Origin of the sequence: Aeromonas sp. QDB03 (genome assembly GCF_027707985.1) — a bacterium.
Lineage (GTDB): Bacteria > Pseudomonadota > Gammaproteobacteria > Enterobacterales > Aeromonadaceae > Aeromonas > Aeromonas hydrophila.
On the sequence record NZ_JAPCJG010000002.1, the window covers coordinates 793,627 to 808,989 of the forward strand.

At 59.9% G+C, this 15,363-nt stretch carries 15 protein-coding genes; 1 reads left to right on the forward strand and 14 read right to left on the reverse strand.

What is annotated here, in order from left to right; genetic code table 11:
- Positions 1 to 38 precede the first annotated feature (38 nt).
- From lpxB to rpsB, 14 genes are all read right to left on the reverse strand, one after another.
- Entirely contained in the window at positions 39 to 1,178 is a 1,140-nt protein-coding gene (gene lpxB / locus PG900_RS08320; protein WP_257684674.1) for a lipid-A-disaccharide synthase, read from the reverse strand.
- Positions 1,171 to 1,962: an acyl-ACP--UDP-N-acetylglucosamine O-acyltransferase gene (gene lpxA, locus PG900_RS08325; protein ID WP_124252437.1), complete on the reverse strand. Its 792-nt coding sequence runs from the start codon at positions 1,960 to 1,962 to the stop codon at positions 1,171 to 1,173. Before lpxA ends, lpxB begins: the two co-directional genes overlap by 8 nt.
- 5 nt (positions 1,963 to 1,967) lie before the next feature.
- Positions 1,968 to 2,429 carry a 3-hydroxyacyl-ACP dehydratase FabZ gene (gene fabZ, locus PG900_RS08330; RefSeq protein WP_010634777.1) on the reverse strand — a complete coding sequence of 154 codons (462 nt, stop codon included), beginning with the start codon at positions 2,427 to 2,429 and terminating at the stop codon, positions 1,968 to 1,970.
- Positions 2,430 to 2,453: 24 nt separating this feature from the next.
- Positions 2,454 to 3,473 (reverse strand): UDP-3-O-(3-hydroxymyristoyl)glucosamine N-acyltransferase, encoded by a 1,020-nt coding sequence (lpxD, locus tag PG900_RS08335; RefSeq protein WP_011705102.1) that lies wholly within the window; start codon positions 3,471 to 3,473, stop codon positions 2,454 to 2,456.
- Between the two features lie 3 nt (positions 3,474 to 3,476).
- A complete protein-coding gene (locus PG900_RS08340) occupies positions 3,477 to 3,989 on the reverse strand; it encodes an OmpH family outer membrane protein (RefSeq protein ID WP_011705101.1) in 513 nt (170 codons plus the stop codon).
- 148 nt (positions 3,990 to 4,137) lie between these two features.
- The gene (bamA, locus tag PG900_RS08345; protein WP_011705100.1) at positions 4,138 to 6,561 is read right to left on the reverse strand and encodes an outer membrane protein assembly factor BamA; all 2,424 of its coding nucleotides are present in this window, start codon (positions 6,559 to 6,561) and stop codon (positions 4,138 to 4,140) included.
- 34 nt (positions 6,562 to 6,595) lie between these two features.
- The gene (gene rseP, locus PG900_RS08350) at positions 6,596 to 7,948 is read right to left on the reverse strand and encodes a sigma E protease regulator RseP (RefSeq protein WP_270799486.1); all 1,353 of its coding nucleotides are present in this window, start codon (positions 7,946 to 7,948) and stop codon (positions 6,596 to 6,598) included.
- An 82-nt stretch (positions 7,949 to 8,030) separates the two neighbouring features.
- Positions 8,031 to 9,224 carry a 1-deoxy-D-xylulose-5-phosphate reductoisomerase gene (ispC, locus tag PG900_RS08355; RefSeq protein ID WP_113994930.1) on the reverse strand — a complete coding sequence of 398 codons (1,194 nt, stop codon included), beginning with the start codon at positions 9,222 to 9,224 and terminating at the stop codon, positions 8,031 to 8,033.
- A 63-nt stretch (positions 9,225 to 9,287) separates the two neighbouring features.
- Positions 9,288 to 10,145, reverse strand: a complete 858-nt coding sequence (locus PG900_RS08360) for a phosphatidate cytidylyltransferase (RefSeq protein WP_005303453.1) — start codon at positions 10,143 to 10,145, stop codon at positions 9,288 to 9,290.
- 26 nt (positions 10,146 to 10,171) lie between these two features.
- Positions 10,172 to 10,948 (reverse strand): polyprenyl diphosphate synthase, encoded by a 777-nt coding sequence (uppS, locus tag PG900_RS08365; protein WP_017408605.1) that lies wholly within the window; start codon positions 10,946 to 10,948, stop codon positions 10,172 to 10,174.
- Between the two features lie 72 nt (positions 10,949 to 11,020).
- Entirely contained in the window at positions 11,021 to 11,578 is a 558-nt protein-coding gene (gene frr, locus PG900_RS08370; RefSeq protein WP_085734650.1) for a ribosome recycling factor, read from the reverse strand.
- A gap of 94 nt (positions 11,579 to 11,672) precedes the next feature.
- The gene (gene pyrH / locus PG900_RS08375) at positions 11,673 to 12,407 is read right to left on the reverse strand and encodes a UMP kinase (RefSeq protein ID WP_011705095.1); all 735 of its coding nucleotides are present in this window, start codon (positions 12,405 to 12,407) and stop codon (positions 11,673 to 11,675) included.
- Positions 12,408 to 12,478: 71 nt separating this feature from the next.
- A complete protein-coding gene (tsf, locus tag PG900_RS08380; RefSeq protein WP_016349867.1) occupies positions 12,479 to 13,360 on the reverse strand; it encodes a translation elongation factor Ts in 882 nt (293 codons plus the stop codon).
- Positions 13,361 to 13,464: 104 nt separating this feature from the next.
- Positions 13,465 to 14,193 (reverse strand): 30S ribosomal protein S2, encoded by a 729-nt coding sequence (rpsB, locus tag PG900_RS08385; RefSeq protein ID WP_005303470.1) that lies wholly within the window; start codon positions 14,191 to 14,193, stop codon positions 13,465 to 13,467.
- Positions 14,194 to 14,552: 359 nt separating this feature from the next.
- Between rpsB and map the strand changes: the two genes are divergently transcribed.
- On the forward strand, positions 14,553 to 15,341 hold the full coding sequence (gene map, locus PG900_RS08390; RefSeq protein ID WP_011705093.1) for a type I methionyl aminopeptidase: 789 nt from the start codon (positions 14,553 to 14,555) through the stop codon (positions 15,339 to 15,341).
- Positions 15,342 to 15,363 lie beyond the last annotated feature (22 nt).

Consider the following 15,363-nt stretch of genomic DNA (forward strand, 5'->3'; position numbering starts at 1 on the left):
GGCGTCACGTTGGCGCAGCCCCTGCGGCCGCCCGGAAGTTATCTGCCGAGCAGCTCGGCCACCGCTTCGGCCGCCTGCTGATCCGCGTTGCAGCGGATGAGCTGATGGAGCTCGGTGAAGGTGTTCACCAGCGCGCTGTTGTCGTGCTCGAAGAACTTGCTCACCTCGACCACCAGATTCTCCGGGGTGCATTCGTGCTGGATCAGCTCCGGCACCAGCATGCGACCGGCCAGCAGGTTGGGCAGGGAGACGAATTCGGTCTTCACCAGCCGCTGGGCCAGCCAGTAGCTGAACGGTTTGAGCTTGTAGCCCACCACCATCGGCTTTTTCACCAGCATGGCTTCAAGCGCCGCGGTGCCGGAGGCCAGCATCACCACGTCGGCGGCGATCATCGCCTCACGGCCCTGCCCTTCCAGCAGCACCATGTCGAGATCCGGCGCCAGCTCGGCCTTGATGGCCAGGAACTGCTCGCGCCGCTTCTGGTTGACCAGCGGCACGATGAAACCGAGATCCGGATAGCGCACCGTCAGGTGCTTGCAGGCCTCGAGAAACAGGGGCGACATAAAGCCCACCTCGGCACTGCGGCTGCCCGGCAGCACCGCCAGCCAGCGCCGGTTGGCGTCGATGCCGAGGGTTCTGCGTACCGCGGCCTGATCCGGCACCAGCGGAATGTCGTCCGCCATGGTGTGGCCGACGAAGCGACAAGGGGCATCGAAGCGGTCGTAGAAGGCTTTCTCGAACGGCAGGAAGGCAAGCACCATGTCGGTGGCGGCCTTGATCTTGTGAATGCGGTTCTGGCGCCAGGCCCACACCGAGGGGCTGACGTAGTGAACCGCCTTGATACCGGCGCGGCGCAGTTTGAGCTCCACCCCGATATTGAAATCCGGAGCATCCACCCCGATGAAGATGTCGGGCGGATTGGCGATGAAGTGGCGCAGCAGTTCGCGGCGGACCTTGAGAATGCGCGGCAGACGGCCCAGCACCTCGGTGATCCCCATGACGGAAAGCTCTTCCATCTCGAACAGCGCCTTCACGCCGAGGGCCTGCATGCGCGGCCCGGCGATCCCTTCGAACTGCGCGTCCGGGTAGCGGGCCTGCAGCTCGCGCACCAGGCCGGCAGCCAGAATGTCGCCGGAAACCTCTCCGGCGACGATACCGATGCGAACGGGATCAGGCACGGATGATCCCGCGCTCGTTGTCTTTGAGGAAATCCACGTAGAGCTGGATGGCCGGCTCGCTGGCCGCCATCTCGATCAGCACCGGCAGCACCTCTTCGATGGTCTTGCCGGAGCGGAAGATCTCTTTGTAGGCGCGCTTGACGGCGGAGATGGCCTCAGGCGTATAACCACGGCGACGCAGCCCCTCGGAGTTGACCCCGAACGGCTTGGCGTAGTTGCCGGCGGCCATCACGTAGGGCGGCACGTCCTTGTTGAGGGCGGCGCAGCCACCGACGAAGGCGTGGGAGCCAACACGGCCGAACTGGTGGATCGCGGAGAGACCGCCGAAGATCACGAAATCGCCGATCACCACGTGGCCCGCCAGGGTCGCGTTGTTGGCGAAGATGCAGTTGTCACCGATGATGCAGTCGTGGGCAACGTGGACGTTGACCATGAACAGGTTGCCGCTGCCGATCCTGGTCAGGGACTGATCCTGGATGGTGCCGCGGTGCACGGTGCAGTTCTCGCGAAAGACGTTGTTGTCGCCGATCTCGAGGAAGGTGCGCTCGCCGGCGTACTTCTTGTCCTGGCAATCCTCACCGATGGAGGTGTGCTGGAAGATCTTGTTGCCGCGACCAATCTTGGTCGGGCCCTTGATCACCACATGGGAGCTGACCCAGGTGTTGTCGCCGATTTCCACCTCGGCACCGATGACAGAAAAGGGGCCGATTTCAACCCCTTTACCGATGACGGCAGACTCATGGACGACGGCAGTATCGTGAATGATGGCAGTCTGGTCGATCACGTGTGTTAAACCTCGCGTTTGGCGCACATCAGCTCGGCGGTACAGACCACTTCACCGTTGACCGTGGCCACACCGGTGAACTTGGCGATACCGCGACGCTCTTTCAGGAATTCCACGTCAAGCACCAGCTGATCGCCGGGGCCCACCGGACGCTTGAAACGAGCGTTGTCGATTGAGGCAAAGTAATAGAGTTCGTTGGGAGACGGCTTGCCCACCATGGTAAACGCCAGGATACCGGTGGCCTGTGCCATGGCTTCCAGGATCAGCACGCCGGGGAACACCGGCTTGGCCGGGAAGTGGCCCTGAAAGATCGGCTCGTTGAACGAGACGTTCTTGATGGCACGCAAGGTCTTGCGCTCATCGCTGATCTCGTAGTTTTCCACCTTGTCCACCATCAGGAACGGATAACGGTGGGGCAGCAGATCCATTATTTCCTGGATACCCAGGCTCTTCTTTTCAGTAGTCAAAACAGTACCCTATACCAATCGTGATTATTCTTGGTCCAGCTTCTTCTCAAGCTTGCTCAACCGCTTGTGCATCTCTTCGATACGCATCACCCGGGCGGCGGTCTTGCGCCACTCTTTATTGGTTTGCAGGGGGATGCCGGAAGAGTAGACACCGGGCTCGGTAATGGGTCGCATCACCATGGCCATGCCGGTAACGGTGGCCTGGTCGCAGATCTCCATGTGCCCGTTAAAGACGGAGGCGCCGCCAATGATACAGTATTTGCCGACCTTGAGACTACCTGCCATCACGGTGGAGCCCGCCACGGCGGTGCCGTAGCCGATCTCGACGTTGTGGGCGATCTGGCACTGGTTGTCGATGATGACGTTGTCAGCGATGCGGGTATCTTCCAGCGCGCCGCGGTCGATGGTGGTGCAGGCACCGATCTCGACCCGGTTGCCGATGGTCACGCCGCCGAGCTGGGGGATCTTGATCCACTCGCCGCGCTCGTTGGCATAACCGAACCCATCGGCGCCGATCACTGTGCCGGATTGAACCAGACAGTCGGTGCCCATGGTGATGTTGTGATACAGGGTGACGTTGGCCCACAACCGGGAGCGAGCTCCCAGTCGGGTATTCTTGCCAACGAAACAGCCCGGACCGATGCGCACATCATCCCCCAGCACCACGCCGGATTCGATCACCGCATTGGCCCCGATGGCCACTCTCTCGCCCAGTTGCACGTCTGCCGCGATGACGGCGCTCGGATGGATATCCGTGGCCGGCTGCGGGGTGGTGTCCAGCAGTTGGGCAACCCGGGCAAAGCCCACATAGGGGTCTTTGAGCACCAGGGCATTGGTGGGACAAAATGGCAGATCCGCTTCTGTGATGAGCACGGCGGTCGCCTTGCTCTGCTCCAGATAATGCCGGTACTTTTTATTGGACAGGAAGGTGATATCCCCCTCCCCGGCCTTTTCCAGTGTCGCTACCTTGCGGATTTCCAGGGTTCCGTCGCCATGGACCTGGGCCCCCAGTTGCTGGGCCAGCTGTGCGAGAGTGAATGCCATCAATTAGTTGCTCTTGCTTACCTGAGAAATAACCTGGGCAGAGATGTCCAGCTTGCTGGCGGCGTACGGGGCGGCGTTGCGCTCCAGCACCAGATCGTAACCATTGCTCTTGGCGATGGAATCGATGGCAGCCTGCACCTTGGTCAGGATCTTGTTGCGCTCTTCGGACTGACGGCGACCGTTGTCCTGTTCAAACGCCTGACGCTTCTGGTTGAACTCCATCTGCAGCTTGGCCAGCTTCTCCTGGTTCTGCTTCTTCTGCTCGGCGCTCATGAAGGCTTCGTCCTTCTTGAACTTCTCGACCAGTTTCTGACCGTCGGATTCCAGCTTCTGCAGCTCACGCATGCGCGGCTCGAATTCGCCTTTCAGCTTCTTGGAGACTGCTTCACGCTGGGGCAGCTTTTGGAATACTTCGCCCATGTCGACCACGGCGATCTTGGTCTCGGCCAAGGCGGAGCCCATGCCGGCAGCCATCAGTGCAAAACTCAAACCAGCTACTTTCAACGCTTTATTCACACTTACTCCTTGTTCCCTCATGTGAGGGCTACCTGATTTACCTGATTATGCAAGTGGTACCCGGACCGACTTGTTACCTGGTGAGGCACGCAAGCTGCGCGTCCCATCATTGAATACCCCCACCGCTGGGTGGGGGCAGAGTCCGTCCTTAGAAGGTACGGCCGATGTTGAATGAGAAGAACTCGGTCCGGTCGCCCTCGTACTGCTTGAGCGGACGGGCAATCGCGAACACCAGCGGGCCCATCGGGGAGAGCCACTGCAGCGACAGACCGGCCGAGGCGCGGTAGTTGGTCGGATCCGAATAGTCGGCCAGATAGTTGCAGCCGCTGAAGCAACGGTTGCGGTACTGGTCATAGTCGAAGGTGGTATCCCACACGGAGCCGGCATCGATGAAGAAGCTGGTCCGCAGTTGCGGCTGATAGGTCTCGGACGCAAACGGCGTCGGCACTATCATCTCGAGGGAGGCGACCGCCAGGGCGTTGCCGCCCACCGAGCTGTCAGTGCCCTGGATGACGTCGTTGCCGCTCAGGTTGTAGTAGTAGAGCGCCTTCGGACCCACGGTATTGCTCTTGAAGCCGCGCAGGGTATCGAAACCACCGGCGAAGTAGTTCTCGAAGAACGGCAATACGTGGTCATAGCTGCCGTTGCTACCGTAGCCGTTGCCGTAGGAGGCACGCGCCTTGGCCATCAGCACCCACTTGTGATCCGCATCGAACGGGAAGTAGTGCGCGTCTTCGGCGTTGAGCTTGAAGTACTGCAGATCCATGCCCGGCACGGTCACCTTGGCGTTGACCCGCTGACGGTCACCGGCGGTCGGGAACTGGCCCTTGTTGAGGGTGGAACGGGTCCAGCCGGCGGTGACGTCGACGGTGTTGAACACCATGCGGTTGTCGCCATCCTTGTTCTCGCTGTACACCTTCCAGAACTCATCCACCTGCAGATAGGGGTTGGGCTGGGACAGTTTGTTGTTTTCGACCCCGAGGCTGAAGTCGAGACGGTTGTTCTCGTTGACCGGGAAACCACTGGAGAGGCGGAAGCCGATGGTGGTGTTCTCGTAGTCCACGATGTTGGCGTCAGCCGCACTGAACTGGTTGTAGTAGAGACGACCGCCCAGGCTGACCCCGTCCACGGTGAAGTAGGGATCGTTGTAGCTGAGGTCGACGCTCTTGGAGTACTTGTTGGTACTGGCGGAGATGCCGATCTTCTTGCCGGTCCCCATGAAGTTGTCCTGCTGCAGGCCCGCCTGCAGACTCAGACCAGATTCGGTACCGTAGCCCACACCGGCGTTGATGGAACCGGCCGGCTGCTCCTTGACCTTGAAGTCCAGATCGACCTGGTCATCGCTGCCCGGCACCCGCTTGGTGTCCACTTCGGCGGTTTCGAAGAAGCCGAGACGGTTGAGACGGGTCTTGGACTGCTCGACGCTGTCGGAAGAGAGCCAGGTGCCTTCCATCTGACGCATCTCGCGGCGCAGCACTTCGTCCTTGGTGGTGACGTTGCCGGTGAAGTTGATGTTGCGTACATAGACGCGGGGGCCCGGCTCGATGTTGACGATGAGCTCCACTTCCTTGGTCTGGTCGTTGACCTGCGGGAAGGTGACCACTTTCGGGTAGGCGTAGCCGTAGCGACCGAGGAACTTGGAGAGCACCTCTTCGGTGTGGGTCACCTGGCTGGCGGAGTAGATGCTGCCGGTCTCGATGGGGATGAGCCCCTTCATCTCGCCGCCGCGATCGATCAGATCGCCCTTGAGCTGGATGCCGGACACCTTGTACTGATCCCCTTCCTTGACGTTGAGGGTGACGTAGACCCCCTTCTTGTCCGGGGTCATGGAGACCTGGGTCGACTCCTGGGTAAAGCGGATGTAACCGCGATCCATGTAGTAGGAGCGCAGGGTTTCGATGTCGCCGGCCAGCTTCTGCTTCTGGTAGCGCTGGTCACCGGTGAAGTTCCACCAGGGCACGTCGTCCTTGAGGGAGAGCTGAGCCAGCAGCTTCTCTTCCGGGAACACGTTGTTGCCGACGATGTTGATCTGCTGGATCTTGGCCGCTTCCCCTTCCACGAAGGTGAACTTGAGGTCTACCCGGTTGCGCGGCAGCGGGGTGACGATGGCCTTGACCTTGGCGGAGTACTTGCCCACGCCGTAGTAGAAATCTTCCAGCCCCTTCTCGAGGGAGCTCAGCACGGTGCGATCCAGCGGATCACCCACCCGGATGCCGGAGGACTCCAGGCTCTGGGTCAGCTGCTCTTCCTTGATATCCTTGTTGCCGGAGAACTCGATGCTGGAGATGGTCGGCCGCTCTTTGACCGCCACTTGCAGCACCTGGCCGTCGCGGTAGACCTTGACGTCCTCGAAGTTGCCGGAGGCATAGAGCTTCTTGATGGCGTTGGCCAGCGTCACGGAATCGACGGAATCGCCCACCCGGATCGGCAGGTTCAGCAGGGCAGCACCCAGGGTCACCCGCTGCAGACCTTCAACCTGAATATCTTGCACCACAAAAGAGGCAGGGGCCGCCTGGGCCAGGAAACTGGCACCCAGCAGGCAACTCAACACCAATGCTTTTTTAACAGCCATTTTGTTCTTATGTGTCCTTGTTGATGCTCTGGCCTCAGAGGCGAGCGAAATCATTAAACAGCGCAATACCCATCAGTAACATCAGAATGGCGGCGCCAATCCGGAAACCCACTTCCTGAATTTTTTCTGATACCGGCTTGCCGGTGACCGCCTCGATGAGGAAGTAGACCAGATGGCCACCGTCCAGCACCGGCAGGGGGAACAGGTTGATGATCCCCAGGTTGACGCTGATCAGCGCCAGAAAGCCGAGAAAGTAGACCAGACCGTAGTCGGCACTGCTGCCCGCGCCCTTGGCAATGGAGATGGGGCCGCTCAGGTTGTCCAGCGAGACGATGCCACCGATCAGCTTGCCGATCATGTCGAACGTCAGGGTGGTCAGGCTCCAGGTCTTCTGGGCGCCCTGCCACAGGGCTTGCAAAGGCCCATACTGTAACAGAATCCGATACTCATCCGGTAATGGAACCAGTTGCGGCGACAGGCCGACAAAACCGACCAGCTGGCCCCGCACCTTCTTGGCATCCGGCGTCAGGGTCAGGGTCAGCTCGCTGCCCGCCCGCTCGACGGTCACCTCAAGCGGCTGCTGGGGCGACTGCTGCACCTGGTGGACAAACTGGGCCCACTCGGTGATCTCCTGCTCCCCTACCCGCTTGATGCGATCGCCCGCCTGAACGCCAGCCTTCTCGCTGGCGCTCGCGGCCACCACCGCATCGACCACCGGCAGCACCTTGCCACCAAGCGGCACTATGCCCAGGCTGCCGATGGGAGACTCCTTGTCGGGATCAAACTTCCAGCCGGCCAGCTGCAGTGTCTTGTCCACCGCGTAGCTGGTGTTGGCTGCCTTGAGCTTGAGCTGGACCGAGTCATCGCCAAGGTGGCTGATGAGGGCATAGGTCACGCTCTCCCAGTCACCGGTCTCCTCGCCACCGACGCCGACGATCTCCATGCCGGGTTCCACCCCGGCCGCCGCCACGATGGAGGTGGGACGCACCTCCCCCACCACGGGTTTGACGGCGGGTACGCCGATCATGAACATCAGCCAGAGGGCGAACAGGGCAAACACGAAGTTGGCCATGGGGCCGGCAGCCACGATGGCCATCCGCGCCCAGACGCTCTTGTGATTGAAAGCGTACTGCTCGTCACCGGGCTTGAGCTCGTCCACCCGACCGTCCAGCATCTTGACGTAACCGCCGAGGGGGATCAGGGCCAGCACGTACTCGGTGCCATCCTTGCCGAGCCGACGCCAGATGGCCTTGCCGAAACCGATGGAGAAACGCTCCACCTTGACGCCACAGCGACGGGCCACCCAGAAGTGGCCGAATTCATGTACCGCAACCAGCAGCCCGAGGGCGACGATAAAGGCACCGATGTTCCACAACACACCGCCCATCAGCCCATCACCTCGCGTTCATGCATGGTCCTGTCTCCGACAATCAGGGTGAAGGCAGCACAATGCCACGAAACAGCTCTCATCAGCTAAGCTCCTCAATCAAATTGTGAGCACGGGCACGGGCCGCCCCATCCAGCGCAATCAAATCGTCCAGCGAACCGGCCGCCGTACCGCCCAGGGCGAGCATGGTGGCCTCATTGACTCTGGCAATATCCATAAAACCGATCCGCTCTGCAAGGAAAGCCGCCACGGCCTCCTCGTTGGCGGCATTGAGGGCCGTGGTTGCGGCCTGTCCCTGCTGACAGGCATGCATGGCAAGCTGCAGGCAGGGATAGCGCTCATAGTCGGGACGGATAAAGCTGAACTCTCCGACACTGAAGAAATCCAAAGGTTCCACACCGGACTCGATTCGAGCCGGATAGGCCAGGGCGTGGGCGATGGGGGTGCACATGTCCGGGTTGCCTAGCTGGGCCAGCACGGAACCGTCCTTGTACTGCACCATGGAGTGAATCACCGACTGGGGATGAATCACCACCTGGATCTGCTCGGGCGCCGCGTTGAACAGCCAGCGCGCCTCGATATACTCCAGCCCCTTGTTGATCATGGTGGCGGAGTCGACCGAGATCTTTGCGCCCATGGACCAGTTGGGATGGGCGATGGCCTGGGCCGGGGTGACGCGGGCCAGCTCAGCGATGTCGGTATAACGGAACGGGCCGCCGGAGCCGGTCAGCAGGATCTTGCTGATGCCCGCTCCCGCCAGGTCACAAAAGCCCGGCTGGCGCTGGATGGCCTCGGGCAGGCACTGGAAAATGGCGTTGTGTTCGCTGTCGATGGGCAGCAGCTCGGCCCCGTGCTCGCGCACCGCCTCCATGAAGAAGGCGCCGGACATCACCAGGGCCTCCTTGTTGGCCAGCAGGATGCGCTTGCCGGCACGCACCGCAGCCATGGTGGGCGCAAGCCCGGCGGCGCCGACGATGGCGGCCATCACGCTGTGGGCATCGGGATGAGCGGCCACTTCGCACAGGGCGGCCGGGCCAGCCATGACGCGAGTCGCACTGCCGTGGGTCTTGAGTTGAGCGGCCAGCTCGCTGGCGGCGGCCTCGTCCACCATGACGGCGAAGCGGGGAGAGAATTCGAGGCAATCGCGCAGCATGGCCTCCACGCTGCGGGCCGCGGTCAGCGCCAGCACCTGCCAGCGCCCCGGATTGTGCCGCAGTACCTTGAGCGTACTCTGACCGATGGAGCCGGAGGCTCCCAGAATCACCAGGTTATGCATCAAAACTCCCGCTGTATGACGAATGGATGGCGCCCGCCGCAGGCAGACGCATCAGGCTGAGCATCAAAACTCCTGGCTGAGCAGCAGATAGCTGAGCAGGAACACCGGCAGTGCGGCGGTCAGGCTATCGATCCGGTCGAGAATGCCACCGTGGCCGGGCAACAGGGTGCCTGAATCCTTGATGCCGGCTTCGCGCTTGAACATGCTCTCGGTGAGATCGCCGAGCACCGAGGCCAGCACCGCCAGCAAGGAGCAGAACAGCACGATGGCCATCTTGGCGGGCACAAAGCCCATGAACCAGGTCACCCCGACCGCCAGCAGGCTGGCGGTAAACAGGCCGCCACACATGCCTTCGATGGTTTTGCCGGGGCTCACGGCCGGCGCCAGCTTGTGCTTGCCGAACGCCTTGCCGAAAAAATACGCGCCAGAATCTGCCGCCCAGACCAGTCCCATCACGAACAGCAGGATCCAGGCCCCCATCATGGGGTCGTGATAGAAGTTGTAACCACGGATGGCCACCAGGGACCAGAAGAAGGGGACCAGGGTCACCAGGCCGAACAGGGACTTGAGCCAGATGGACTCCTTCCACAGCTTGGCGCTCTGGGGATAGCGCAACACCAGCAGCAGCCCCAGCAGCCACCAGCTGACGGCGGTCCAGAGCACGCCCATCACCAGCGGATGCAGATGAGGAGTCCACAGCTGCTCCACCGGCAGCCAGAACAGGCTGGCCCCGAGCAGCAGGCAGTACACCAGCGGCAGCCACTGCTGCGGCTTGGCAGAGACGAAGCCGCTCCACTCGCGGCTGGCCAACAGAAATACCAGGGATGCCAACAGGGCAAAGAATTTCAACGGCAGAAAAAACAGCGCCCCCAACACCAGGGGAACCAGTAGCAATGCGGTAATAATTCGTTGTTTTAGCAAAAGAAGCCTCTCTCTTGGGAGGGGGGTTAGCCGGTCTGTTGCTCGGCGATCAATTCCCGGATCTGTTCACCCGTGCAGCCGAAACGACGCTCACGGGCCACGAAGGAGGCAACGGCCTCGCTGAACTCGGCCTCGTTGAAATCAGGCCACAGCACCGGGGTAAAATAGAGCTCGGCATAGGCGAGCTGCCATAACACAAAATTGCTGATGCGATGATCGCCCCCGGTGCGGATCAGCAGATCCACCGGCGGCAGGTCGGCCATGCATACCTCGCGGCCAAGCATGGCTTCATCTATCTGGTCGGCAGCCAGTTCCCCGCTCGCCACGGCACGGGCCAGCTTGCGGGCCGCCTGGGCGATGTCCCACTGACCACCATAATTGGCGGCGATATTGAGAGTCAGCCCCTGATTGTTGGCGGTCAGCGCCTCCGCCTTGGCAATCTTGGCCTGCAGACGCTCGCTGAAACGGGCGGTATCGCCGATCACCTTGAGCCGGATGCCGTTGCTGTGCAGCTTCTGCACCTCACGGCCCAGCACCGTCATGAACAGCTCCATCAAGGCGCTGACCTCCCCTTCCGGGCGACGCCAGTTCTCGCTGGAAAACGCAAACAGGGTCAGCGCGTCTATCTTGGCCCGCGCAGCAAAGGTTACCGCCTCGCGAACAGACTTCACGCCTGCCTTGTGGCCATAGACCCGCATCTTGCCACGGTTCTGGGCCCAGCGTCCGTTGCCGTCCATGATGATGGCGACGTGACGAGGCAAGGACGAATTGGCGCAATCACCTACGGCTGCCAAAAGCGACATTCATTTCTCCCACAAAGACAAAAGCGCCGTGCAGGGGCACTACACGGCGCTCGTAATATACCTGTCAGAGGCTTAGATTTCCATTAGCTCCTTTTCCTTCAGAGCCAGCGCTTCGTCTACCAGCTTGATGAAGGAATCGGTCAGTTTCTGGATCTCTTCCTGAGCACGACGGTCGTCGTCTTCGGAGATCTCTTTGTCTTTGAGCAGCGCTTTGAAGTCGGCGTTGGCATCGCGACGGATGTTGCGCACGGCAACCCGGGCACCTTCCGCTTCGGCACGCACGATCTTGGTCAGGTCGCGACGACGCTCTTCGGTCAGCGGCGGCAGCGGCACGCGCAGGGTCTGGCCGTTGCTGGACGGGTTGAGGCCCAGATCGGAGGTCAGGATGGCCTTTTCCACCGCCTGGATCATGGAGCGGTCAAAGATGGAGATGGAGAGGGTGCGGGCATCTTCAGCCACCACGTTGGCCAACTGTTTCAGAGGAGTGGCCGCACCGTAATACTCCACCTGGATACCGTCGAGCAGGCTCGGGTGAGCACGGCCGGTACGGATCTTGGACATCTGGGTCTTGAGCGATTCTACGCTCTTGGCCATGCGGTCCTTGGCGTCGTTTTTAATCTCGTTGATCACAGTGGTTTTCCTTTTGGCGAACGAGCCGTCAACCGGCCCGTATCTATCTTATTGGCTGGCGTCATGGACAAACGAGCCGAAGCTCACGCTTGTCTCACTTGCTGACGTGATGGATCAGGGTACCTTCCGGCTCGCCCATGATCACCCGACGCAGCGCACCCGGCTTGTTCATGTTGAACACCCGGATCGGCAGATCGTGGTCGCGGGCCAGAGTAAAAGCAGCAAGATCCATTACTTTGAGTTCTTTTTCAAGAACTTCATCATAACTCAGTTCATGGCACAGCACGGCATCCGGGTTCTTGACCGGATCGTCGGTGAACACGCCATCGACCTTGGTAGCCTTGAGCACGACGTCAGCTTCGATCTCGATCCCGCGCAGACAGGCCGCAGAATCGGTAGTGAAGAAGGGGTTGCCGGTACCGGCGGAGAAAATCACCACCTTGCCGGCACGCAGCTGGCTGATGGCTTCGGCCCAGACATAGGAGTCACAGATGCCTTGCAGGGAGATGGCAGACATCAGACGGGCATTCACATAAGCACGATGCAGGGCATCACGCATGGCCAGACCGTTCATCACGGTAGCCAACATACCCATGTGGTCGCCCACCACGCGGTTCATGCCCGCCTTGGCAAGACCGGCACCACGGAACAGGTTGCCGCCACCGATGACCAGACCGACCTGAACACCCAGCTCAACCAGTTCTTTGATCTCTTGGGCCATCCGATCCAGCACCGCCGGATCAATGCCAAAACCCTCGGATCCTTGCAGGGCTTCACCACTCAACTTCAGAAGAACACGTCTGTATGCAGGCTTGGGATTGGTACTCATGTCACTGATTCCTGGTCATATAAAGACCGCGACATAAGTCGCGGTCTGGGGAAACGGAAAAACCGGTTCGATTAGGCCTTTTGAGCGGCCGCGATTTGGGCTGCAACTTCCGCAGCGAAATCGGTCTCTTGCTTCTCGATGCCTTCGCCCACTTCGAAACGGGTGAAGGAAACAACGTCAGCGCCTTCTTTCTTCAGCAGCTCGGCAACGGTCATGGAAGGATCTTTCACGAACGGTTGACCAGTCAGGGAAACCTCACCGGTGAACTTCTTCATGCGGCCTTCAACCATTTTCTCGGCGATCTCTTTCGGCTTGCCAGAGTTGATGGCGATGTCGATCTGGATTTCGCGCTCTTTGGCAACGACTTCGGCAGATACATCTTCCGGCTTGACGAATTGCGGGCTGTTGGCAGCAACGTGCATGGCCAGATCTTTGGCCAGCTCGTCGGAACCACCGGCCAGCTTGGTGATAACACCGATGCGGGAGCCGTGAACGTAGGTGCCCAGGTTGTCACCTTCAACCAGCATCACGCGACGCAGGTTCATGTTCTCACCGATCTTGGCGATCAGGTTGGTGATGGTCAGCTCAACGGACTCGCCGTTGCCGAAGTCGGCGGCTTTCAGCGCGTCAACGTCAGCGATCTTCTGGGTAGCGGCGATTTCAACGATTTTCTGACCCATGGCCAGGAAGCCGGCATCCTTGGAAACGAAGTCAGTCTCGCAGTTCAGCTCGATCATGACGGCAACGTTGCCTTCGGTACGGGCGAAGATCACACCTTCAGCGGCGATACGGCCAGCTTTCTTGGCGGCTTTGGCCTGACCGGATTTGCGCATGTTTTCGATAGCCAGTTCGATATCACCGTTGGCTTCTTCCAGTGCTTTTTTGCAATCCATCATGCCAGCGGCGGTGCGCTCGCGCAGTTCTTTTACCAGGGCGGCAGAAATGTTTGCCATGTCCAGTATCCTCGGTCTTGAATTGACAAGAAACAGGGGCCACAAGGGCCCCTGCTAACCAATTACATCAGCTTGGTTAATAAGGGCTTTGCAGTCCTTATCAATTACTCAGCTTCAACGAAGCCATCTTGTTCGGCTTGAACAACGATGTCCTGAGCGCGAGCTTCCAGTACGGTGTCAGCAGCAGCATTCAGGTACAGCTGAACGGCACGGATAGCGTCGTCGTTACCCGGGATGACATAGTCAACGCCGTCCGGGTTGGAGTTGGTATCAACGATGGAAACTACCGGGATACCCAGGTTGTTGGCTTCTTTGATAGCGATGTGCTCGTGGTCGGCATCGACAACGAACAGAACGTCAGGCAGGCCGCCCATGTTCTTGATACCACCCAGGCTCTTCTCCAGCTTTTCCATTTCGCGAGTACGCATCAGCGCCTCTTTCTTGGTCAGCTTGTCGAAGGTACCGTCTTGGCTCTGGGTTTCCAGATCTTTCAGGCGCTTGATGGACTGACGAACGGTTTTCCAGTTGGTCAGCATGCCGCCCAGCCAGCGGTGGTTAACATAGAACTGGTCGCAACGCTCAGCGGCTTCTTTTACGGCTTCAGACGCGGCACGCTTGGTACCTACGAACAGTACCTTGCCCTTCTTGGCAGCTACGGAGCTGATGAAGTTCATGGCATCGTCAAACATCGGAACGGTTTTTTCCAGGTTGATGATGTGAACCTTGCTGCGGGCACCGAAGATGTAGGATTTCATTTTCGGGTTCCAGTAACGAGTCTGGTGACCGAAGTGAACGCCGGCTTGCAGCATGTCGCGCATAGAAACTTTAGCCATTTTATACCTCTATTGGGGTTAGGCCTCCACACATCCCATATAACCGACCCGTTAAGGCACCCCGGCATATGTGTCGATGTGTGTGTGTTGTTTAAGTAAGGGTGATGGAATGAGGACACAAGTTCCCCATTCCGGCGCGCTTTATACCATAACTTTGGTCAGGACACCACCAGCCTAACCGCTAAAAATGGATCCCTGGGCAGCATGCTGAAGCGCCGATTTGACGCTGTGATGACAATCACACTGGAAGTAAACGGGGGTTGGGGATAAAATTTTGGCCTGATTGCAAACGCATCTATTTTTCATTACCTGATTGCCGGACATCGATAGATGCGCGATCAGGTCCCAAGAGAGATCCCATGTCCATTAAAATCAAGACACCGGAAGAGATTGAAAAGATGCGCGTTGCCGGCCAACTGGCCGCCGATGTGCTGGTCATGATCGCCCCCCACGTCAAGGCGGGCGTCACCACCGACGAACTGAACACCCTCTGCCACGACTATATCGTCGACGTGCAGCAGGCCATCCCTGCGCCGCTCAACTACCACGGCTTCCCCAAGTCCATCTGCACCTCGGTGAACGATGTGATCTGCCACGGCATCCCGAACCACAAGAAATTGCGGGAAGGGGACATCATCAACCTGGACATCACCGTCATCAAGGATGGCTACCACGGCGATACCTCGGCCATGTTCATCGTGGGTGAGACCACCCCGCTGCGCCGTCAGCTGTGCAAGGTCGCTCAGGAGAGCCTCTACGCCGCCATCAAGCAGGTGCGTCCGGGCATGTGCATCACCGAGATCGGCGCCGTGATCCAGCCCATCGTCGAGAAGGCCGGTTTCTCCGTGGTGCGCGACTACTGTGGCCACGGCATCGGGGCCGAGTTCCACGAAGAGCCGCAGATCCTGCACTATCGCAACGGCGGCAAGCAGGAGCTCAAGCCGGGCATGTGCTTCACCATCGAGCCCATGGTCAACAGCAAGAAGTACCACTGCAAGGTCAATCCGAAGGATGGCTGGACCGTGACCACCAAGGATGGCGGCGACTCCGCCCAGTGGGAACACACCCTGCTGGTGACCGAGGATGGCTGCGAGGTGCTGACGCTGCGCCCGGATGACACTATCGACCGTCTCATCAAACACGGTTAACATCAAACCCCGGCCTCCCGCC

What these genes read in the sequence shown, in the direction of transcription:
- map (WP_011705093.1), top strand. Translation starts at nt 14,553, where the DNA reads ATGTCCATTAAAATCAAGACACCGGAAGAGATTGAAAAGATGCGCGTT.
- ispC (WP_113994930.1), bottom strand. Translation starts at nt 9,224, where the DNA reads ATGCATAACCTGGTGATTCTGGGAGCCTCCGGCTCCATCGGTCAGAGT.
- lpxD (WP_011705102.1), bottom strand. Translation starts at nt 3,473, where the DNA reads ATGGCATTCACTCTCGCACAGCTGGCCCAGCAACTGGGGGCCCAGGTC.
- rpsB (WP_005303470.1), bottom strand. Translation starts at nt 14,193, where the DNA reads ATGGCTAAAGTTTCTATGCGCGACATGCTGCAAGCCGGCGTTCACTTC.
- tsf (WP_016349867.1), bottom strand. Translation starts at nt 13,360, where the DNA reads ATGGCAAACATTTCTGCCGCCCTGGTAAAAGAACTGCGCGAGCGCACC.
- bamA (WP_011705100.1), bottom strand. Translation starts at nt 6,561, where the DNA reads ATGGCTGTTAAAAAAGCATTGGTGTTGAGTTGCCTGCTGGGTGCCAGT.
- pyrH (WP_011705095.1), bottom strand. Translation starts at nt 12,407, where the DNA reads ATGAGTACCAATCCCAAGCCTGCATACAGACGTGTTCTTCTGAAGTTG.
- rseP (WP_270799486.1), bottom strand. Translation starts at nt 7,948, where the DNA reads ATGGGCGGTGTGTTGTGGAACATCGGTGCCTTTATCGTCGCCCTCGGG.
- uppS (WP_017408605.1), bottom strand. Translation starts at nt 10,948, where the DNA reads ATGTCGCTTTTGGCAGCCGTAGGTGATTGCGCCAATTCGTCCTTGCCT.